At 68.4% G+C, this 21,454-nt stretch carries 15 protein-coding genes and 2 pseudogenes; 6 read left to right on the top strand and 11 right to left on the bottom strand.

Annotation, left to right across the window (positions count from 1 at the left end; translation table 11 throughout):
* Positions 1-8 precede the first annotated feature (8 nt).
* From MKL09_RS19540 to MKL09_RS19525, 4 genes and pseudogenes are all read right to left on the bottom strand, one after another.
* Positions 9-1,109: an LLM class flavin-dependent oxidoreductase gene (locus MKL09_RS19540; protein ID WP_244022876.1), complete on the bottom strand. Its 1,101-nt coding sequence runs from the start codon at positions 1,107-1,109 to the stop codon at positions 9-11.
* A 355-nt stretch (positions 1,110-1,464) separates the two neighbouring features.
* Positions 1,465-1,668 (bottom strand): annotated as a pseudogene (locus MKL09_RS19535) (transposase); the annotation flags it as partial.
* A gap of 451 nt (positions 1,669-2,119) precedes the next feature.
* A complete protein-coding gene (locus tag MKL09_RS19530) occupies positions 2,120-4,894 on the bottom strand; it encodes a PAS domain-containing protein (RefSeq protein WP_244022874.1) in 2,775 nt (924 codons plus the stop codon).
* A 490-nt stretch (positions 4,895-5,384) separates the two neighbouring features.
* Positions 5,385-5,723: pseudogene (locus tag MKL09_RS19525) on the bottom strand (integrase core domain-containing protein); the annotation flags it as partial.
* Between the two features lie 303 nt (positions 5,724-6,026).
* On the opposite strand from MKL09_RS19525, the gene solA reads away from it, so the two are divergent.
* Both solA and MKL09_RS19515 read left to right on the top strand, forming a co-directional pair.
* On the top strand, positions 6,027-7,196 hold the full coding sequence (gene solA / locus MKL09_RS19520) for an N-methyl-L-tryptophan oxidase (RefSeq protein ID WP_244022872.1): 1,170 nt from the start codon (positions 6,027-6,029) through the stop codon (positions 7,194-7,196).
* 353 nt (positions 7,197-7,549) lie between these two features.
* Positions 7,550-8,893 (top strand): APC family permease, encoded by a 1,344-nt coding sequence (locus MKL09_RS19515; RefSeq protein WP_244022871.1) that lies wholly within the window; start codon positions 7,550-7,552, stop codon positions 8,891-8,893.
* Between the two features lie 25 nt (positions 8,894-8,918).
* On the opposite strand, the gene MKL09_RS19510 is transcribed toward MKL09_RS19515, so the two are convergent.
* The 5 genes from MKL09_RS19510 to MKL09_RS19490 all read right to left on the bottom strand — a co-directional run bounded on the left by MKL09_RS19510 (position 8,919) and on the right by MKL09_RS19490 (position 14,422).
* Positions 8,919-9,659: a class I SAM-dependent DNA methyltransferase gene (locus MKL09_RS19510; RefSeq protein ID WP_244022869.1), complete on the bottom strand. Its 741-nt coding sequence runs from the start codon at positions 9,657-9,659 to the stop codon at positions 8,919-8,921.
* Positions 9,660-9,738: 79 nt separating this feature from the next.
* Positions 9,739-10,497, bottom strand: a complete 759-nt coding sequence (locus MKL09_RS19505; RefSeq protein ID WP_244022867.1) for an ABC transporter ATP-binding protein — start codon at positions 10,495-10,497, stop codon at positions 9,739-9,741.
* A 5-nt stretch (positions 10,498-10,502) separates the two neighbouring features.
* Positions 10,503-12,353, bottom strand: coding sequence for an ABC transporter permease subunit (locus MKL09_RS19500; protein ID WP_244022865.1), 1,851 nt, complete (start codon positions 12,351-12,353; stop codon positions 10,503-10,505).
* Positions 12,350-13,225 (bottom strand): branched-chain amino acid ABC transporter permease, encoded by an 876-nt coding sequence (locus tag MKL09_RS19495; protein WP_244022863.1) that lies wholly within the window; start codon positions 13,223-13,225, stop codon positions 12,350-12,352. The genes MKL09_RS19500 and MKL09_RS19495 overlap by 4 nt, the downstream gene beginning before the upstream one ends.
* A gap of 33 nt (positions 13,226-13,258) precedes the next feature.
* Positions 13,259-14,422 carry an ABC transporter substrate-binding protein gene (locus MKL09_RS19490; protein WP_244022861.1) on the bottom strand — a complete coding sequence of 388 codons (1,164 nt, stop codon included), beginning with the start codon at positions 14,420-14,422 and terminating at the stop codon, positions 13,259-13,261.
* A 174-nt stretch (positions 14,423-14,596) separates the two neighbouring features.
* On the opposite strand from MKL09_RS19490, the gene MKL09_RS19485 reads away from it, so the two are divergent.
* Positions 14,597-15,667 (top strand): malate/lactate/ureidoglycolate dehydrogenase, encoded by a 1,071-nt coding sequence (locus tag MKL09_RS19485; RefSeq protein WP_244022859.1) that lies wholly within the window; start codon positions 14,597-14,599, stop codon positions 15,665-15,667.
* Between the two features lie 392 nt (positions 15,668-16,059).
* On the opposite strand, the gene fghA is transcribed toward MKL09_RS19485, so the two are convergent.
* On the bottom strand, positions 16,060-16,893 hold the full coding sequence (fghA, locus tag MKL09_RS19480) for an S-formylglutathione hydrolase (RefSeq protein ID WP_244022857.1): 834 nt from the start codon (positions 16,891-16,893) through the stop codon (positions 16,060-16,062).
* Positions 16,894-17,071: 178 nt separating this feature from the next.
* Positions 17,072-18,208, bottom strand: a complete 1,137-nt coding sequence (locus tag MKL09_RS19475; protein ID WP_244022855.1) for an S-(hydroxymethyl)glutathione dehydrogenase/class III alcohol dehydrogenase — start codon at positions 18,206-18,208, stop codon at positions 17,072-17,074.
* 516 nt (positions 18,209-18,724) lie between these two features.
* Between MKL09_RS19475 and MKL09_RS19470 the strand changes: the two genes are divergently transcribed.
* Genes MKL09_RS19470 through MKL09_RS19460 form a run of 3 tightly spaced genes read left to right on the top strand, consistent with a single transcriptional unit; the run spans position 18,725 to position 21,446 of the window.
* Positions 18,725-19,201, top strand: coding sequence for a MarR family winged helix-turn-helix transcriptional regulator (locus MKL09_RS19470; RefSeq protein WP_244022852.1), 477 nt, complete (start codon positions 18,725-18,727; stop codon positions 19,199-19,201).
* Positions 19,198-21,240, top strand: coding sequence for an FUSC family protein (locus MKL09_RS19465; RefSeq protein ID WP_244022850.1), 2,043 nt, complete (start codon positions 19,198-19,200; stop codon positions 21,238-21,240). Before MKL09_RS19470 ends, MKL09_RS19465 begins: the two co-directional genes overlap by 4 nt.
* Entirely contained in the window at positions 21,237-21,446 is a 210-nt protein-coding gene (locus tag MKL09_RS19460) for a DUF1656 domain-containing protein (protein ID WP_244022848.1), read from the top strand. The genes MKL09_RS19465 and MKL09_RS19460 overlap by 4 nt, the downstream gene beginning before the upstream one ends.
* The last annotated feature ends 8 nt before the right edge of the window (positions 21,447-21,454 follow it).

Below are 21,454 nucleotides of genomic sequence, written 5' to 3'. Positions count from 1 at the left end.
TCGTGGTGCTAGGCATAAGCACGCGTCGTGACGGCGCGACGGTCGAGTTCCTCCCGCACGAGCGGCAGGACGAAACGGCCGTAGTCGATGGCGTCGTTGAGGTTGTCATAGCCGCGGATCGAGATCAGTTCGGCACCGAGATCCACGTAATCGAGGATCGAATCGGCGATGGTCCGCGGCGATCCGACGAGCGCGGTGGAGGCGCCGCTGGCGTTCGTCGCCGTGACGGTCGGATACCAGAGCGCCCGGTCGTGGACGTCGCCGCGCGCGGCGATGTCGAGGAGGCGCTGCGAGCCGACATTGGCGGGGGGCGGCGCCGCGGCCGGCGCCTTGCCGAGGCCCTTGGCCCGATTTCGGTTGAGCGCGTCTAGGGTGCGGTGCGCCTTCGCCCAGGCGAGATCGTCGGTCTCGGCGACGATCGGCCGGAAGGTCACCCAGATGCGGGGACGATCCGTCCGTCCGGCGCGCTTCGCCGCGGCCTCGATGCGTTCGATCTGATCTTTCGTCTCGGCAAGCGGCTCACCCCAGAGACCGAAGATGTCGGCATGCGCGCCGCCGACGCGATAGGCTGCGTCAGACGAGCCACCCACCGAGACGGGAATGGTGCCCGCTACCGGCCGCACGGCGTTCCGGAATTGCTTGAACCGGTAGTACGTGCCCTCGAAGTCGAAAGGCTCCGCTGAGATCCAAGCGCGCCGTAGGATGCGGATGTACTCCTCCAGGCGCGCGTAGCGCTCCTCCTTCGAGAGGAAGTCGCCCTCGCTCGCCTGCTCCGCGTCGCTGCCGCCGGCGATGAAGTGGACGACGACCCGGCCTTCGCTCAGTTGATCAAGGGTAGCGAGCGCCTTGGCTGCAACCGTCGGGAAAATCGTGTTGGGACGCAGAGCGACGATGATCTTGATGTTCTTCGTGTGCGCTGCGATCGTCGCGCCAATTGTGAAGGGATCGAAGGACGACGAGGCGTAGGGAACGAGCGTATAGTTGAAGCCGTAGTCATCGAGCGTGCGGGCGTAACGCACGAGAAAACGAGGATCGATGGCGGGATCGCGAACGGGCGCCAGCTCGTTCGACGTGTTCGTAAACGTAATGCTTATGAACTCGGCTGTCACTTTCGCTCCGCAATCGGCACGTCAATCTTCTAACAGTAGTTCGGCCACTATCAGCGTAGAAGACAAGACTTTTCATTTTGCCGTGGAGCGAGAGAAAGGGCTTCCAAAGTTCTTGAAGTTCGGGGAGTGAAATACGATTCGACCCGATCGATCGAGGTCGATTGCCAGATCGGTGCGCCTAGGTCTCGCGTCTCAGCCAAGCGTGATCTCGGAACGGGCGTCGACAACAAGGGCCTTTCAAACGGGCCTTCTCCAAAGCGAACGAGCCGCTTTCGACCGAGGCCATGTCAAAACGCATTGATCGTGGCCGCCGGCGCCGATCAGCAGGATGAAGACGGCAGCGCGGTGGGCCGCTTCAGGCTCGAATGGCCTGGATGGGCCAGGTTGCGCCGAACAGGCGGATCATCCGCTTCACGTTGTAGGCGAGGATCGCGAGGCTCATCTCGGTTCTCACGCCTTTCGAGCCCTTCGTCAGGAAGGGCGTACTGCCCATCCAAGCTTCCAGCGTTCCGAAGACGTGCTCGACCGTGGCGCGCCGTACCGCCATGGCGTCGGGCACACGAACCGGGTTGTCCCCGGTCACGTAGTCGTCCAGCGAACTGGGCAGCAACCGGGATTGCCGACGGTCCTGCCCTTCGACGAACCGACCCATGCCGACCTCCACAGATGAGGCCGCGAGGCTAGCACTACCGGGGCACTTTGATGTCAGAGGTCAGCCTGAAACGCCTTCGACAGTGAGGGCACAGGATAAGCGGGACGAGCTTGGCGAACAGCCGACCGATGATGGCCTGTCGCACGGCGGGCAGGCTCGGTGACGGCGGCCATCCAGGCTTGAGACCCGCGCCTTCGATCTGCGATGCTCTCAGGGCATTCGACCCAAGCCTGACGAATCTGCGTTTTCACAGAGCCTAAACTCATACGAGACGTTTCATGCCTCGCATGGGCTCCCCCCACACCAGCGCCAGAGCCAGTTGGACGCAACCGGTGGTGGGCGGACTGCCCGACATGCTTCAATGGATAGGCTCTGTGGTCTCGCTGGCCATGAGGCCGCGCAGTGGCGCAACGATGGTGCAGACGACACCTGTGGCCGGGTAAATCAGCGCCACCTCCCCGTCGAAGCTCCCAGCGAGGCCCCGTCCGATCAACCGAGTCCCGAACCCGGTGCGCTTGGGTGCCACGACCGAAGGGCCGCCAGCCTCGACCCAACGGATCGTGACCGGGGCGTCCCGGCCATCTTCATCGATGCGCCAGGTGATCGTGACGCGACCGTTTGCGTTCGACAGCGCACCATACTTGGCGGCGTTGGTAGCCAGCTCGTGCAGCATCAACGACAGCGATAGAGCTGCCTTGGAGCCGATCATCACGGTCGGCCCGTCGATCACGAACCGATCCGAACGGTCGCGATGGATATCGAGCACGCGCTCGATCAGACTGGTCAGTGGGGCCTGCGACAGGGTGCCCCCCAGCAGGAGATCGTGCGACTTGCCGAGGGCGATCAGCCGGTTGGCCAGTACGTCCCTGGCCGTGTCCAGGTCGGCGGCCCCGCGCATCGTCTGCGTGGCGATGGACTGCACCATCGCCAGCATGTTCTTCATGCGATGGCTGAGTTCGAGGTTGAGCGTCCGCTGCCGGGCCTCGGCCTCGATCCGGGCGAGCGTCGCCCGAGTCCGGTCGGCCACGTTGCGAACGAAGCTGATCTCCTCGGGCGTCCAGGCGTGGGGAGCGCTCTTGGCGACGTACAGCACCGCCTTGAACTGTGCGTGCTCCATGAGGGGCAGGTTGAGGAGCGCGCGGATGTCGATGGCGGCGAGCGTATCGGCATCCGCGGCGGTGCGCGGATCGACGGATACGTCGTCGATCACGACAGCCTCGCCTTCCTTCAGCTCCTCGATGTAGGAGCCGTAGTCGCGGAATTGAAACAGGCCATCCAGGCCGCTGAGGCCGGGGGCGGCCCACCCCTGAGTGACCGAGATGGTTTCCCGGTCCTGATCGACCTCGCCATACCCGGTATGGGCCAGCCTGAGCGCAGGCCCCAGTACCTGGGCCGCCACCTGCAAGACCTCGGCCTTATCACTGAGGTCGCGCAACCGATCGCCCAACTCGGTCATCGCCGCGCGCCGCACGTCGCTGAGCTTGCGCGCGCTGATGTCGAGGAACAGGCAGCTGAACCGCTCGCCCCGGTCCTTGCCGATGCGCACCTCGAACCATCGGTCGAGGCCCGGCACGTCGACGTCGACCAGCGTCGGATCACCGGTCTCGACCACCCGCGCGACGTTGTCGATCAGGCCCTGATCGATATCCGGCACGTAGGTGCGGATCGTCTTCCCGATGCAGTCGGCCGGCAGGCCGGATTGCCGGGCGAAGGCCGGATTGATCTCGAGGAAGCGGTAGTCGATCGCGCGTCCGCCGGCGTCCCGGACCAGCTCGCCCAGGAAGAAGCCCTCCTGCATGCTGGTGAACAGGCCGCGCCAACGTTCCTCGCTCGCCGCGAGCTTGGTCTCGGCCGTCTTCTGCTCGGTGATGTCGCGGGAAACCGACAGCAGCCTCTCGGGCTTGCCGTCCGCACCGAGGATCGGCGTGACCTGAACATCCCACCAGCGCGGATTGCCGGCCATCGTGTCGGCGCCGCCCTGGAAATGGCCGACGCCGCCAGCGCGTGCGGCCGCGACGGCCGCGATGGCGTCGGCGTTGCCTTGACCCGCCCAGAAGTCCGGCCAGGGACAGCCCTTGATCGCGTTGAAGTCGCTGACCTCCATCACCCGCATGCCGCCCTCGCTCATGAAGGTGAGGTTGGCGTCGAGATCGAGCACCTTGATGCAGTCGGCCGAGGAGGCGAGCACGCCGCGCATGAATTCGGCGTCGGCGCGCTGCGTCTCGGCGGCCAGGCGCTGCTCGGTGTGGTCGCGCAGGATCTTGATGAACCCGTCCGGTGCCCCGTCCTCGTCCTTGAGCGGCATCATCTCGCCGAGGGCGTAGAACCGGCTCCCGTCCTTGCGCCGGTGCCAGCGCTCGTCGTTGCCGCGTCCGTGGAGCAGGGCCTGACCCATCTCCTGCTCAGGAATGCCGTCCCGTATATCCTCGTCGGTGAAGAACAGGTGCGCGGGCTGCCCGCACATTTCGGCCTCGGTCCAGCCGAGGATGCGCTCGGCGCCGATGTTCCAGCTGGTCACGTGGCCGGTGAGGTCCAGGGAGACGATCGCGTAGTCGACCGCACTCTCCAGGATGGCCTTGCTGCGATGATCGCTACGCCTGTGTTGCCGGAGCATCACGCGCAGTTCCAGGGCGGTCATCACCTGTTGTGCGAGCGTTCGGAGGATCAGGCGCTGTGCATCGGTGAGCTGGCCAGGCTTGTCGTCGGCCACGCACAGGGTGCCGATGGCGATGCCTTCGGGCGTCTTCAGCGGCACGCCAGCGTAGAAGCGCAGATGGCTTTTACCGGTCACCAGCGGGTTGCCGGCGATGCGCACATCCTGAGTCGCGTCGGGGATCTCGAACCCGTCATCGTACGCGATGGCGAGTGCGCAGATCGAGGTGCTGAGTGGCAGTTCCTTGGGGCCGTCGCCGGCCATGGCCTTGGCCCACTGCCGGTCCCTGTCGATGAGGTTGATCAGTGACAGCGGCATCCCGCAGGCGGCCGCTGCCGCCTTCACGATGGCGTCGAACTCGGCCTCCAATCCGGTATCGAGGATCTCGTAGCGGGCGAGGGCGAGCTGACGTCGATGACGGTCCTCGATCTCGTCTTCAAGAGAAGCGACGACCCGGCCTTCATGCCTGACTGCGTTCATTGAAATCGTTTGCTGCCCCCCTCGCTTCATGACCCCGAAATCCTGTGCGAGCAAGACAAATCACCTGACGGGATCGGCCCAAAGATACTTGTATTTCTCATCGAGAGCCGTCAAACATTGTAAAGATTTATGTGTATCATCTAGAAGTTGAATTATCGGCATTCAATCGATCCGGCTTCGACACCAAAACGTGATCTTTGCATTTTGGTTCGTATAACAATCCGTAAAGGTGATGGCGGCAATTCTCAATCACTCGAAAACTTGACGCGCGTTTGCACAGCACGGCGTTCTATTTTTTCCCCTGCGCTGGATCGGACTACACGCTTGCATTTGTTCCTCAAAGCTTCTCTTGCTACTGCCTTCGGCCTCCTCGCGCGCATCTGCGCCGGCCAGGGCGCACACTCCTTCGTAAAGCTCGCCGGTATCCGACATTCCATCACCAAGGTCGCTACTGTCCGCCGTCAGCACTTCTGAGACAGATCGAGGATCTTCACGAACGGAGGATGTCTGGTTCATCGTATCCCAGTGAGGCGTGCAGGCGCACGGTGTGGTCGTGACGTCTCCAGCTTTCGATGACGATTTGCGCCTCCTTGAGTATGTAGAAGATCTCGCCGTTGAGGATTTTGTCTCGTGGGCGCGCGTTGAAGCTTTCGACGCAGCCATTTTCTCACGGTGAGCCGGGAGTGATGTAAGTCATCTTGCGGCCGGCGCCGGTGATTCAAGCTTGGACAGCGTTCGCGACGAACTCCGGCCCGTTATCCGAACGGATATGGCCCGGTACGCCGCGCAGGATGAACAGGTCCGAGAGCATGCCGATCATGTCGACCGCGCAGCTTGCTCACGATCGTCTCGGGCTTGGGTCGTTGAGCCATCGGCTCCGTCCTCTGTCGGCTCAAAAGCCATACTTCAGGGCGCCCCACGCCCATGGGGCCGATCAATCCGACATCTCCGCTTCACCTCGGCTCATCGATGCAAAAAACCGTCTCTCCCTTGATCAAGCGCAACCGCCCGGGCGCGTCATTCTCCTTGCTGCCTCACCGTGTCGCATGAGATTGCCAAGGATGCCTGGCCCCGCCGCTCTGCCCCCGTTCGCGAATGCCCCCCGTCACCACCCTGTGGCGGGGCACAAGCGATGAGCCGCCGGGTCGACGTCGCCGTGCTGGGCCTGGGCGCGATGGGCAGTGCCGCCCTCTACCAGCTCGCCCGCCGGGGCGCCGCAACGGTCGGGCTCGACCGCTTCGCGCCGCCTCACGCCTTCGGTTCGAGCCATGGCGAAACCCGGATCACCCGCCAGGCCGTCGGCGAGGGCAGCGACTATGTCCCGTTCGTCACCGCGTCGCACCGCATCTGGCGCGAGTTGGAGGCGGAGACGGGTGAGACCCTGCTGAACGCCTGCGGTGCCCTGGTCATGGCCCCCGGCAACGGCGTCTCGTCCCACCACGGCAAGCCGGACTTCGTCGGCCGCTCGATCGCTGCGGCGCGGGGCGCCGGAATCGCGCACGCGGTGCTCGACGGTCGCGAGGTCACCCGCCGGTTCCCGCAGTTCCTCAACCTGTCGGGCGACGACAGGGCCTATTACGAGCCGGGCGGCGGCTACGTCTTTCCGGAACGCTGCCTCGCCGCACAGCTGAGGCGTGCCGGCGAACTGGGCGCCGCGATCAGGACAGGCTGCGAGGTCCTGGCCCTGCGACAGGACGCTGGCGGCGTCCGCATCGAGACCGCGGACGAGGTGATCCACGCGGACCGCGCCATCGTCACCGCCGGGGCCTGGACCGCCCCGCTTCTGGGCCGTCCGTTCGACCGGCTGCTGACGGTGCGGCGTCAGGTGCTGCACTGGTACGCGCTGGAAGACGATTCGGCCTACGGGCCGCGGGCACCGGTCTTCATCTGGATGTACGGGACCGGGGATACGGATTACCTCTACGGCTTCCCGCCCATGCCGGGCTGTCGCTCCATCAAGGTCGCGACGGAGCAGTACAGCACCATGACCACCGCCGAGGCGGTGGAGCGCCGTGTCGCCCCGCCGGAATCGGCCGAGATGTATCGTCTGCGCGTCAAGGGCCGCTTGGCCGGCGCGACGCCCGACATCGTCCGGGCCGCGGCCTGCCTCTACACGGTGACGCCCGATCGCGGCTTCATCATCGACCGGCACCCGGACATGGACCGGGTGCTTGTGGTCTCCGCCTGCTCCGGTCACGGGTTCAAGCACTCGGCCGGCATCGGCGAGGCCGTGGCCGCCAACTTGGCGGGCGGCGGCAGCCCGGTCGACCTTGCGCCCTTCGCCCTCGCGCGCTTCCATTGACGGGTGGGCCGATGGCTCGTCGAGGGCTTCAGGCGAAGGTCCAGCCTGCCCTCCCGAACAGGACCGATCCGGGGTGACAGACGATCCGCGCCATGACGAGAGCCGGCGCGCTCGCCGCCGAAGGGGGCACTGGTCCGGCGTGAGCGAGCGCGTCGAGTTGAAGACGTGGAGGCAAGCGCGATTGCAGCGCGATCGGGGACGACGCTAGACGCGGCAAACAGACACCCCTGCAAGAGCTGTCATCGCCCCCGGATTACTGCGATCTACAAGCAAACGCGCACCACGAAGACGCTGCCGCGCGGACATCTTCCAGGCCGCCGCGTTCCGGCGTCGGGCCGTGGCGAACAGGAGTCATGACCGGCACATCCCGCTCTGCTCCAACAGTACCGGCCGTCTCGACCCTGGCCGCGACGGCCATCGTCGTGGCCGACATGATCGGCATCGGCGTCTTCACCAGTCTCGGCTTCCAGGTGACGGACATCCCGTCCGGCCTCACGGTGTTGCTGTTGTGGCTCGTCGGCGGCGTGGTCGCCCTGTGCGGGGCGCTCTGCTACGCCGAACTCGCCACGATGTTTCCCCGCTCCAGCGGCGAGTACAATCTCCTCACGCGGATCTACAGCCCGGCCATCGGGTTCATGGCCGGCTGGCTCTCGGCCACCGTCGGGTTTTCGGCGCCGGTGGCCCTCGCCGCCATGGCGCTCGGCCAGTACGGTAAGGCGGTCCTGCCCGGCGCCCCGCCGCTGCTGCTCGGCCTGGCCGCGATCTGGATCGTCTCGCTCGTCCACCTGCGCGGGACGCGTCACAGCAGCGCCTTCCAGATCGGGTTCACGCTGCTCAAGCTCGCGCTGATCGCGGCCTTCATCGGGGTGGGTCTTTCGCGAGGGGGCGGCCAGGCGATCAGCTTCTCGCCCGCTTCGTTCGATCCGGCGCAGATCGTGAGCGCCGGCTTCGCCATCAGCCTCGTCTTCGTGATGTACGCCTATTCGGGCTGGAACGCGGCGACCTACATCGTCGGCGAGATCGCCGACCCGCCGCGCAGCCTGCCGCGGGCGCTCGTCGTCGGGACCGGCATCGTCGTCGCCCTCTCCATCACGCTGAACGCGGTGTTCCTCTACACGACGCCGGTGGCCGAACTCGCCGGCCAGGTCGAGGTCGCGCTGATCGCCGGCCGTCACGTCTTCGGCGAGGCGGGCGGGCGCATCGTCGGAGGCCTGATCTGCGCCGGCCTGATCCCGACCATCAGTGCGATGATGTGGATCGGCCCGCGCGTGACCGTGGCGATGGGCGAGGACGTGCCGCTGCTGCGCCTGTTCGCCAGGACGTCACAGCGCGGCGTGCCGGCCGCCGCGATCCTGCTTCAGGCCGGTGTCGCGACCGTCCTGCTGTTCACGCAGAGCTTCGAAGCGGTGCTCGACTTCATCCAGTTCGGCCTGCTCCTGTGCTCGTTCCTGACCGTGATCGGGCTGATCAAGCTTCGGATCACCCGGCCCGAGCTGCCGCGGCCGTTCCGGGCCTGGGGCTACCCGGCCACGCCGCTGATCTTCCTCGCCGTCACGCTGTTCATGCTGGTCCACCTCGTGACCGTCCGGCCGCTCCAGTCCCTGGCGGGCCTGGCCCTGATGCTGGCGGGCCTCGTGCTGTACGGCGTCGCGACGGCACGGGAGCGGAAGACGGCGCGCCTCGCCTCTCCGCGCTGACGCGGTGGCGTCGGCTTCACGCCGCTCAAGGGGCAGGTTTCGGATCGGCTTTGGTCACCCGCAGCACGTCGAGCCGGTACTCGGGGGTTCGCGACTGCGTCAGGACCCGCGCGAAATCGCGGGCGTCCGCGATGAAGCCTTCGGCCGCCTCGTCGCCGGAGAGCGGGTAGTGGGTGACGCCGAGCCAGTGGACCAGCACGATGTCCGCGTCCGGCAGCACCGCGCCCTGCACCCGCGCGACCAGGCGGGCGAGGTCGGCGCGGTCGAGATAATAGGCCACCTCGGAGATCACTATCAGGTCGAACCGCCCGTCCGGCCAGGCCCCCGGGACGGCGGCCAGCTCGAAGCGCGCGTTCGGGCAATCGGCGCAGCGTGCCCGGGCGGCGTCCAGGACCGACGGCACCACGTCGAGGCCGACCAGCGCGTCGCAGCGGGGGCAGAGCTCGTGCGTGAACACGCCGATCGAGCAGCCGATCTCGAGGCCCGACGCGTAGCGGGCCCGCGGCAGGGCGGCGAGCGTCGCGGCGTACTTGGCGCGCTCGTAGGGGCTGGAGGCGAAGCGCCACGGATCCGATTCCGTGGCGTACATGCCCTTGAAGTACTCGGTATCGAGAGACTTCGCGCGGCGGCCCGTCGGCGTCTCGGCAGGCGCGCCGGGACCGGACTCCGCAGCTGCCGCGGCGCGGATTCCGAGCATCGCGCTCGTGACGACGGCGCCGCCCGATTGCAGCAGAGCTCGCCGGGATTCTGGCTTGCGGTCGCGCACGATAGGCCTCACCGCCCCGTCGGGAATTCGAAGGGGCAACCGGGCGCGGTCGGGGCGGTTCCGGGGTGCGGCGGCAGGGTCAGGCGGCGCTGCCCTGCGCTGTGCAGCCTCCGAGATACGCGGCGCGAATGTCGTCGTTGGCCCAGAGCGCCTGCGGGTCGCCTTCGAGGACGAGGCGGCCGGTCTCCAGCACGTAGCCGCGGTCGGCGACCGACAGGCCCATGCGGGCGTTCTGCTCGACCAGCAGCACCGTCATGCCGCGGCGGCGCACCTCCGCGATGATCGCGAACACCGCCTGGACGATCACCGGGGCGAGGCCCAGCGACGGCTCGTCGAGGAGCAGGAGGCGCGGCTTGGCCATCAGGCCGCGGGCGAGCGCCACCATCTGGAGCTGGCCGCCCGACAGGGTCCAGCCGAGGGCGTCGCCGAAGCGCCGGATGTCGGGGAACAGCTCGAACATCGCCTCGACCTCGTCGCGCAGGGCGCGCTTGGGGATGCCGGGGCGGTTCGAGGCACCGAGCATGATGTTCTCGCGCACGGTGAGCCCCGGGAAGACCCGGCGGCCCTCGGGCACGTGGGCGACGCCGAGGCGCACGATCGCCTCGGGCTTGAGGCCGTGGAGCGGCTCTCCGTCGAGCAGGATGCTGCCGCCCGCCGGCTTCACGAGGCCGGAGATCGCCTTGAGGGTGGTCGACTTGCCGGCGCCGTTGGAGCCCAGCAGGGTCACGACCTCGCCCGTGCCGACGACGAACGAGAGCCCGCGCACCGCCTCGATCTCGCCGTAGCGGACGGTGAGGTCGCGGATCTCGAGGACCGGGTTCGACAATGCGGTGCTCATCGGGGTCAGGCCGGGGCCAGATCGGTCTTCAGCGCGGTCTTGAGCCCGGCATCCGGCCCGGTCGCGGCGTCCTCGCCGAGATAGGCCTCGATCACCGCGGGCTCGCGCAGCACGGAGGCGGTGACCCCGTCGGCGATGCGCCGGCCGAAGTTCAGGACGGTGACGTGGCTCGCCACGTCGCTGACCAGGGTCATGTCGTGGTCGATGATCAGGATGGTCAGGCCCTTGGCCGCCATCCGGCGCAGCAGCACCGTCAGGGCGTTCTTCTCGCTGGAATTGAGCCCGGCCGCCGGCTCGTCGAGGAGCAGGAGCGTGGGGTTGCCGGCGAGCGCCCGGGCGATCTCGATCAGCCGCTGGTGCCCGTAGGAGAAGCCCGAGATCGGCTCCTGCGCCCGCGCCTCCAGCCCGACGAAGGCCAGGGCCGAGCGCGCGCGGGCCTCCAGCGCCGGCCGGTCGCTTGCGCCGAGGGCGTTGTTCGGGCGCTCGGCGCCGATCACCACGTTCTCCAGGGCGCTCATCGAGCGGAACAGGCGGATGTTCTGGAACGTGCGCCCGATCCCGACCGCGGCGCGCCGGTGCGGGGGAAACCCGGTGATGTCCTGGTCCTGAAGGCGCATCGTGCCGCCGGTCGGGGTGTAGAGGCCGGACAGGACGTTGAGCGTCGTGGTCTTGCCCGAGCCGTTCGGGCCGATCAGTGCGTGGATGCCACCGCGGGTGACGGTGAAATCGATCGCGTCCACGGCCTTGAGGCCGCCGAAATGCTTGGACAGGCCGGACACGGTGAGCAGCGTTTCCGAGGCGTCGCGCGCCTGGGTCAGCGTCAGCTCCGGGGCGGGCGGCGGCGCGGGCTTGGCGGGCCGCAGCCGGCGGACCTGATCGCCCAAAAATCCCCAGATGCCGTCGGGCATGAACACGACGATCAGGATCACCGCGAGTCCGTAGATCGCCAGGTACAGGCCCGGGATCTCCTTGAGGAAGCGCAGCCATTCGGGGATGAGGATCAGCAGGCCTGTGCCAATCACCGCTCCCACCGGCGAGCCGACGCCGCCGAGCAGCGCCATGGTCAGGAAGACGATCGACTCGGCGAAGGAGAACTGGTCCGGGCTGATATAGGTGAAGCTGCCCGCGAACAGCCCGCCGCCCAGCCCCGCCAGCAGCGCCCCGATGGCGAAGGCCGCGACCTTGGTGCGGTAGACGTCGATGCCGCTGACGCCCGCGGCCAGCTCGTTGTCGCGCACCGCCCGCATGGCGCGCCCGAGCCGGGTCCGCGGCAGGTGCCAGACCAGCCAGCCGACCACCGCCAGGACCAGCACGCACAGCGCGAGATAGCTCTGCCCGTCCGCGAACAGGGCGGGGCGGCGGATGTTGGGCACCCCGTCCGGGCCGTGGGTGACCGGGATCCAGTTGGTCAGGACCAGGGTCAGGATCTGCTGGAACGAGATCGTCACCATCGCGAGGTAGTGGCCGCCGAGCCGCAGCGTCGAGGCGCCGAGGATCGCGCCGAGCACGACCGCCAGCGCCAGCCCGATCGGCAGGCACAGCCAGAAATTCAGGCCGTGATCGACCGTACCGAGGCCGACCGCGTAGGCGCCGATGCCGAAGAAGGCGGCCTGGGCGAGGTTGATCTGGCCGCACAGCCCGAGCACCACGGTGAGCCCGATCACCGCGATCGCGTAGGTCGCGGCCTGCATCAGGATGTTGAGGACGTAGCCGCTGAACGGCGTCGTCGCGGCGAGCGCCACCGCGGCCGCTGCGAGCCCCGCGTAGGCCAGGCTACCGAGGGGCAGCGGCCGGGCGGCCCGGGAGGCGGTGCCCGGGAGGGGTGCGGCGGCGGTCGGTGCGGGATCGGCGCTCATGCTTTCTCCGCCACGCGCTCGCCGAACAGCCCCTGCGGGCGCACGACCAGGAAGGCCACGAGGACGATGAAGGCGAAGGCGTCCTTGTACGGCACCGAGACGTAGGCCGCCCCGAAGGTCTCGATGATGCCGAGCGCCAGCCCGCCGATGATCGCGCCGGTCACGTCGCCGAACCCGCCGATGATCGTCGCGGCGAAGGCTTTCAGCGCGATGGTCGCGCCCATCTGGATCGACACGAACAGGACGGGCGCCACGAGGATGCCGGCGATGCCGCCGAGCACGGCGCTGTAGACGAAGGTCAGCATGATCATGCCGGCGACCGGGATGCCGAGAAGCGCGGCCATCTCCTTGTCCTGCGAGGTCGCCTGGAGCTTCTTGCCGACCAGGGTGTGCTCGAAGAACCAGTACTGGAACGCCACGAGGGCGGCGGTCACCGCGATGATCAGCAGGTACTGGCTGTCGAGGAAGACCAGCCCGAGCAGGAAGCCTTGGGTCTCGAACACCGGCGGCAGGACCTGCGGCTGCGGCCCGTAGAGGGCGAGCGTGGTGTTGGCCAGGAAGATCGAGGCGCCGATGGTCGAGATGATCACCGGCAGGTAGGTGCGGTGGCGCAGGGGATAGTAGACGCCGAGATTGAACAGGGCGCCGAGCAACGCCATCCCGCCGATGGTGAGCAGCACCGAGAGCCAGTACGGCCATTCGAGGTCGACCGCGAACACCACCATCAGGAAGGCCGCGACCATCGAGAACTCGCCCTGCGCGAAGTTCACGACGTTGGTGGCGCGGAAGATCAGCACGAAGCCCAGGGCGACGAGGGCGTAGACCGAGCCGATGCCGATCCCGGTGAAGAGGAGCTGGAGGATCAGGTCCATGTCTGCGTCCGTTCCCCGTCCGCGGCCCCGGATTCAGCCCTGATAGAAGTCGATGCGCCGGTCGAAGGTGATCGTGCCCTTGTCGTTGCGCACGACGTTGTAGCCGTGCAGGCCGTCGCCGTTCTTGTCGAAGTTGTAGGCGCCCTCGGCGCCCGCGTGGCCGCGCACCGCCAGCAACGCCTCGCGGATCGCCTGCGGATCGGTCTTGCCAGCCTTGTTGATCGCCAGCGCCAGGACGGTCACCGCGTCGAAGGTCCAGGACGACTGGTTGTCGGGGGCGATCTTGGTGGCGGCGCGGTAGGCCTTGCCGTAGGCCCGGGCCGCGTCGCTCGATTCCTCCGCGTAATCGGCCACCCCGTAGGTGCCGTAGAGCGAGGGCCCGGCGAGCTTCAGCGCCGTGACGTTGGTGATCGAGGGCGAGCCGACCCAGGGAGCGGTCACGCCGAGCTGGCGGAGCTGGCGCGCGAAGATGCCGAGGTCGTTCTCGAAGGTGAAGTACGAGCCGATCACGTCGGCCCCCGCCTGCCGGATCGCCAGCACGACGGGGGTGAAGTCCTGGCCCTGGTTGGCGTAGCCCTGGTCGAGCACGACCGTGGCGCCGGCCTTGCCGAGGCTCTCGGTGAGCGCCTTGGCGCCGCTGGTGCCGAAGGCGTCGGTGGAGTGGATGATCGCCCATTTCTTCTTGCCGAGCCCGTTGACGCCGTGCTCGGCGATCACCCGGGCCGAGAAGCTGTCGTTGGGCCTGAAGCGGAACAGCCATGGATTGCCGAGCTGGGTCAGCACCGGGTCGGTGCCGCCGAAGCACATCGGCTTGCCGGTCTTGAGGATATCGGGCGCCATCGCGTGGTTCTGCGTGGAGCGGACCGAGCCGAGGAAGCCGACGAGATCGGGCTGCGAGGCCAGCTTGGAGAAGGCCAGCACCGCGCCGGGATTGGTGGTCTGGTCGTCCTCGGTGACGATCTCCAGCGGCTTGCCCAGCACGCCGCCGGCCTTGTTGACCGCCTCCAGGGCGATCTTGGCGCCGTTGAGGGCGAAGCGCCCCGCATCCGCGCCGGGCCCCGTCACCGGCAGCACCATGCCGATCCGGATTGTCGCGCCGGCGCCCTGCGCCTGGCTCGACCGGATCACCCCCGGGGCGAGGCCGCTCGCAGCCGCGCACGCGGCACCCGTCAAGAAAACGCGGCGCGTCGTCTTCATTGGCGCATCCATCCCGTCGCCGAGTCTTACGCCCGGCGTTGCTGGTATTGGGGCATGCGGGGCGCTTCAATGTCTATCCCGCGTCACCCGAGGCGGTCGCCTCGCGGGTTAAGAAAGCCTACGATCGTTACCCGAACGCGCCCGGCGAGGCGCGACGACGGGAGATGAACCATCATGCGGATCGATGCCGCCGGACTGACCGCCTACGTGCGGGACATCTTCGTTCGGGAGGGCTGCTCGGAGGCCGAGGCGGGGCGGATCGGCCGGTTCCTGGTGGCCGCGAACCTCACCGGCCACGACAGCCACGGGGTCATCCGGGTGCCGCGCTACGTGGCGTGGCTGCGCGACGGCGAGCTGGTGGCCGACCAGACCCCCGAGGTGCTGATCGACGGCGGCGCCTTCGCGCTGGTGGACGCCCATTACGGCTTCGGCCAGACCGCCGGCCCCTTCGCCACCGATCTCGGCATCGCCAAGGCCCAGGAGCACGGCGTCTCGGTCATCGCCCTGCGGCATGCCGGGCATCTCGGGCGGATCGGCGAATGGGCCGAGCGCGCCGCCGCCGCGGGCCTGATCTCGGTGCATTTCGTCAACGTCGCCGGCAGCCTGCTCGTGGCGCCGTTCGGCTCGGTGGAGCGGCGCTTCTCCACCAACCCCGTGGCCGCCGCCTTCCCGGTGCCGGGGCGTGACCCGATCGTCCTCGACTTCGCCACCTCGGCGGTCGCCGAGGGCAAGGTGCTGGTGGCCTCGCAGGGCGGCAAGCCCCTGCCCGCGGATGTGTTGATCGAGCCGGACGGGCGCCTCAGCGCCGATCCGGCCACCTTGTTCGGCCCGCTGGACGGGCCGGAGCGCGACAACCAGAGGGGCGCGGGAGCGATCCGGGCCTTCGGCGAGCACAAGGGCTCGGGCCTGTCGCTGATGTGCGAGTTGCTGGCCGGCGCGTTGACCGGGTCCGGCACGGCGGGACCGGGCAAGCGCCGGGTCTGCAACGGCATGCTCTCGCTCTACATGACGCCGAACGCCTTCGGCTCGGACGACGCGATCGCGGCCGAGGCGCGCAGCTACCTCGATTTCTTCGCGTCCGCCCAGCCGGCGCCGGAGGGCGCGGTGCTGCTGCCCGGGGAGCCCGAGCGCCACATGAAGGCGGAACGCCTCGCCGAGGGCGTCCCGCTGCCCGCCCCCGTCTGGGAGACGCTGCTGGCGGCCGGTCGCCCGCACGGCCTCGACGGACAATCCTACTGCGCCTGAAGCGTCAGATCGTATGAGTCCGGCAGCCGAGCCCGGACCTCATACGCATCTCGTCAGCAGAGACATCGCTGCAGGTAGGCGCAGGTGATGCACGTGATTAGCGCGTCTCGATGCAGCTCGGTCTAGGACCGGCCCTCGAAATGATCGAGCCGAGTTCTTCCGTGAGCTGCTGGTGGGCCTGCTCGCAGACCCAGCGCGCCTTGATCGTACCGGCCAGCGCGCGTCGTGACGGAAAGCGGCGCTGACGTCCGCAGCCGGTCAGCCCGCTTCCGCTTCATCGAGCCGACCGCCGCCGAGACCGGCTCGGCGATCAACGGAGGGACATCGACGGGGTTCGCCGGCCTGCCGGGCCGAGTCGGATCGAATCCCGCTGCCCCGTCGCTGCAGCGATATCACTTCAGGCGCGCGGCGGCCCAGGCGATGTGGTCGGCCATGAAGGTCGAGATGAAGAAGTACGAGTGATCGTAGCCCTCGCGCATGTTGAGGGTCAGCGCGATGCCGGCCTTCTTGCAGGCCTCTTCCAGCAGCCAGGGGCGCAGGCCGTCCTGCAGGAAGCTGTCGGCGGTACCCTGATCGACCAGGAATTCGGGGAAGCGCTTGCCGTCCTCGATCAGCGCGGTGGCGTCGTGGGCGCGCCAGGCGGCCGTGTCGGACCCGAGATACTTCTCGAAGGCCGGCTTCGACCAGCCGGCCGTGGAGGGCTGGGCGATCGGCGCGAAGGCGGAGCAGGACTTGAAGCGCTCCGGGTAGGTCAGCGCGATGGTGAGCGCCCCATGGCCGCCCATGGAATGGCCGAAGATGCCCTGGCGGGTCATGTCGGCCGGGAATTCCTTCGCGATGAGCGCCGGCAACTCCTCGGTCACGTAGCTCCACATCTTGTAATTCGTCGCATAGGGCGCCTGCGTGGCGTCCAGATAAAAACCGGCGCCGGAGCCGAACTGCCAGTTGCCGTCCTCGTCCGGGATGCCGGGGCCGCGCGGGCTGGTATCCGGGGCCACGATGATCACGCCGTGCGCGGCCGCTGCTGCCCGGTACTCGCCCTTGTCCATGACATTGGCGTGCGTGCAGGTGAGCCCGGACAGGTACCACAGCACCGGGACCGGGCCCTTCTCGGCCTGGGGCGGCACGAACACCGCGAAGGTCATCGGGCATCCCGTGGTCCGGGCATCGTGCTTGTAGACGCCCTGCGTGCCGCCATGGGCGCGGGCCTTCGAGATGGTTTCCATCGGCTGTGATCTCCTGCTCGGGAGGCGAAGGTCCCGCTCCGGTGCCGGATCGCGGGCTTGGGGCTTCGAGAATGCGGGGCGGCGCTGGGATCCGTCGGATCGCGCGACGGGAACGATCCGCTCGGCCGCCGGGGCTCCCCTCCCTCACGGAAGGAGAAGAGCCCCGGATCTGCCTCGCTCAGTAGACGACGACGGAGCGGATCGACTTGCCCTCGTGCATGAGGTCGAAGCCGTGGTTGATCTCCTCCAGCGGCATGGTGTGGGTGATCAGATCGTCGATGTTGATCTTGCCCTCCATGTACCAGTCGACGATCTTCGGCACGTCGGTCCGGCCGCGGGCGCCGCCGAAGGCCGAGCCGCGCCAGATGCGACCGGTGACCAGCTGGAACGGACGGGTCGAGATCTCGCGGCCGGCCTCGGCCACGCCGATGACGATCGACTCGCCCCAGCCGCGATGGCAGCACTCGAGCGCCTGACGCATCACGTGGACGTTGCCGGTGCAGTCGAAGGAGAAATCGGCGCCGCCGCCCGTGAGATCGACGATGGCCTGGACCACCTTGTCGGTGCCGATCTCGCTCGGGTTGATGAAGTCGGTCATGCCGAATTTGCGGGCCATGGCCTGCTTCTCCGGGTTGATGTCGACGCCGATGATCTTGTCGGCCCCGACCATCCGGGCGGCCTGGAGCACGTTGAGGCCGATGCCGCCGAGACCGAACACCACCACGTTGGCGCCGGGCCAGACCTTGGCGGTGTAGATCACCGCGCCGATGCCGGTGGTCACGCCGCAGCCGATGTAGCAGATCTTGTCGAAGGGAGCGTCTTCGCGGATCTTGGCCAGCGCGATGGCGGGCAGGACCGTGAAGTTCGAGAAGGTCGAGCAGCCCATGTAGTGGAACACGGTGTTCGAGCCGGAGGGGCTGCCGCCGGTGGAGACGCAGGAGAAGCGGCTCGTGCCGTCCGGCATAACGCCCTGGCCCTGGGTCGCGCGGATCGCGGTGCACAGGTTGGTGCGCTGGGACAGGCAGGATTTACAGTTCCGGCATTCCGGCGTGTAGAGCGGGATGACGTGGTCACCGGGCTTCAGCGTGGTGACGCCGGCCCCGACCTCGCGGACGATGCCCGCGCCCTCATGGCCGAGGATCGCCGGGAACTTGCCCTCGGAATCCAGGCCCGAGAGGGTGTAGGCATCGGTGTGGCAGATGCCGGTGGCCATCAACTCGACGAGAACTTCGCCGGCCTTGGGCCCTTCGATGTCGATGGTCTCGATCGTGAGGGGCTTCTTGGCCTCCCACGCGACCGCGGCGCGCGTCTTCATCACGTGTTCCTAGTGTCTGGACGATCACGGACGGCGTCGAACGGCCGACTCTTCGGCGCACCTCGCTCAAGGGCTGCACACCGAACGGTCCGAAAATCTGCCGCGTGTGTGATGGTTCTGGCGCCAGGATGCAACGTCTGCGTCTGGGTTTCGGGCATGCCCGTTCCGTTTGCTTCAGACCACCGGTCCCGTCAGCGCCATGTGCGGATCGGCTGCCGGTCTGGATGGGCATGCCCCGACCAGCGTGCAGGGAATGCGGTCGGGCACGGCGACTTCGAGGCGCCGACGCCCCGCAGCCCGCGCACGCTGCGCACCGGCTTTCGCCATCGACGGCACGGGATCCGCAACGCTTTCCCTGCCTAAAGATTGCATGCTATCTATCAGCATGCATGCGATGCGCGCATGCCGAATGGGCTTGGCAAAAGCCGTCGGCGCGACCTGATAGATAGAACGCTATCTATTAGGTCGAACGGTCTTGGACGGTACCGAGCCCGAGGCAGCGAGAGGTCTCAACGGATGTCCAAGGCATTCGACCATCAGCGCCAGACCTACACCCACACTCTGCTGTTGGCCGGGCGCCAGTGGCGGCGGGCGGCCAACGCCGTGGCCGAGGCGCATGGCCTGTCGGACGCGACCGCTCTGCCCCTGATCCTGATCGGGCGCCTCGACGGGCATCCCCGGCAGAACGCGCTGGCCGAGGCCGTGGGCATCGAGGGACCGTCCCTCGTGCGGCTCCTCGACCAGCTCGGCGCGGCGGGCCTGATCGTGCGCACGGAGGATCCGACGGACCGCCGCGCGAAGGTTCTCAGCCTGACGCCGGCCGGGAAGACGGTGGTCGCCCAGATGGAGGCCGAGCTCACCAGGCTGCGGGACGCGGTGTTCGCCGAGGTCGACGGCGCCGATATCGAGGCCAGCCTGCGGGTGTTCCAGGCGATCCAGCGCTACAGCCGCAACCTGCCCGAGGGCGCGGCACCCGAGGAGGCCGCGGAATGAGGCTTCCCGGGTGGTCGGACTGGGCCTTCGCGATCAAGACCTTCGCGGCGGCGATGCTGGCCCTGTACCTCGCCCTATGGATCGACCTGCCACGGCCGTACTGGGCCTTGAGCACGGTCTACATCACCAGCCAGGTCCTGGCGGGCGCGACCCGCTCGAAGGCGCTCTACCGGGTGCTCGGCACCGTGCTGGGCGCCACGGTGACCGTGATCCTGGTCCCCAACCTCGCGAACGCCCCTGAGCTCCTGACGCTGGCCATCGCGTTCTGGGTCGCCCTCTGCCTGTACGTCTCGCTGCTCGACCGGACCCCGGGCAGCTACCTGATGATGCTCGGCGGCTACACCGCGGCGCTCATCGGTTTCCCCGCCGTGGGCGAGCCCGGGGCGATGTTCGATACCGCGGTCGCCCGCGCCGAGGAGATCCTGCTGGGCATCCTGTGCGCCAGCCTCGTCTCCACCCTCGTCCTGCCCCGGTCCGTAGCCCCCCTGATCGCCGGGCGGCTCGACCTCTGGCTGCGCGATGCCCGGGGTTGGGCCGCCGACGTGCTCGGCCGGACCGGCTCGGACCGGGATACGCACGCCCGCCGTCTCCAGCTCGCCTCCGACGCCTTGGCGTTCGATGCCCTGGCGACGCCGCTGCGCTACGACATGACCGGCGGCGAGCGCTCGGCCGCCGCCATGGCGACCCTGCGCCAGCACATGCTGATGGTCCTGCCCATCGTCTCCGCCGTCGCGGACCGCATCGCGACGCTGGAACGGGCCGGAGCGCTTCCCGCACGCGTCTGCGGCGTTCTCGACGACATGGCCGCCTGGATCGCGTCCGGGACGATGGATCCGGACGCCGCGGCGCGGATGCGCGCGGCTGCGGACGCCGTCGACCCGCGCCTGGGTCGGGGATCGAGCTGGTCCGATCTGGTCCTCGCGAGCCTGGTCGCGCGCCTGCGCGACTTCATCGACCTGCGCCAGGATGCGCGGCTGCTGCAGCGGCACGTCGTCGACGGCACCCCCGTCACCGAGGACCTCGCCTTCCCGTACACGGCCAAGGCCCGCTCGATCCGGCATCGCGATCACGGCATGGCGCTGCTGTCGGCGATCGGCGTGTTCCTGTCCGTCCTGCCCGGCTGTGCGATCTGGATCGCCACCGGCTGGCCGGACGGATCGGGCGCTCCGATGATGGCGGCCGTCGCCTGCTGCTTCTTCGCCGTCCAGGACGACCCGGCCCCCTCCATCGTCAGCTTCGGCAACTCGGCCATCGTCGGCAGCGTCGGGGCCGGACTGTACCAGTTCGCCGTGCTTCCGAGCGCGACCAGCTTCGAGATGCTCGCGCTCGCGCTGGCGCCGGGCCTGATCCTCTGCGGCGTCTTCATGACCCAGCCGAGGACTGCGCCGATGGCGATGGGCGCCGCCGTCATCGGCCCGACCGTTATCGCGTTGCAGGGCAGCTACACCGGCGACTTCGCGGCCTGCGCCAATGCCTCGGTCGCCGTGATCACCGGGATGTGGATCGCGGCGGTGGTGACGCGGCTGGTCCGGTCGGTCGGCGCCGACTGGACGGCGCGACGCCTGCGCGTCGTCAACCGCCGGAGCCTGGCGGACGCCGCCGAGCGCCGCGGCGCCGAGAACGGCCTCGAACTCGCGGCGATCATGCTCGACCGGGTCGGCCTGATCGCGCCGCGGCTCGCCGCGCTCCCGCCCGAAGACGCCGCCTGGACCGCCGACCTCGTCGCGGAGGTGCGGGTCGGGATCAACGTCGTCGAGTTGCGCCGGGACCGCCGTCGGCTCTCGCCCGAGGCGCGGACGGGCGTCGAACGCCTCCTGGCCGCCCTGGCGGAGTATTTCCGCACGCGCGCGTCGCATCCGCCCGTCGCGCTGCTGGACACGATCGACGCCGCGCTGGACGCCACCGCGACGCATCCGCAGCAGGCGTCCCACCGGGCGGCGCTGCTCGGACTGGTGGGGATCCGCCGGGGTCTGTTTCCCGAGGCGGCCCCCTGGCGGCCGAGCCTGTCGATCACCACGCAACCGGGGCTCGCGGCATGACCGGCGAATTCGACCTCTACGGGGTTTTCGTCCCGTGCCTCGCGGCTTGGATGCTGCTCGCCTTCCTGATCAGCCTGGCGGCTCGCGGCATTCTCGAAAAAACCGGGTTCTACCGCCTGGTCTGGCACCGCCCGCTGTTCGACCTCGCGCTCTACGTCGTGCTGCTCGGGTGCGTCGTCTCGGTGGCGCTGCCGCTGATGTCATGACCGCGCGG

It is taken from the genome of Methylobacterium sp. J-048, from assembly GCF_022829515.1.
Taxonomy (GTDB): domain Bacteria; phylum Pseudomonadota; class Alphaproteobacteria; order Rhizobiales; family Beijerinckiaceae; genus Methylobacterium.
The sequence above is the reverse complement of the archived record's forward strand: the minus strand, read 5'-3'. Positions and strand labels throughout refer to the sequence as shown.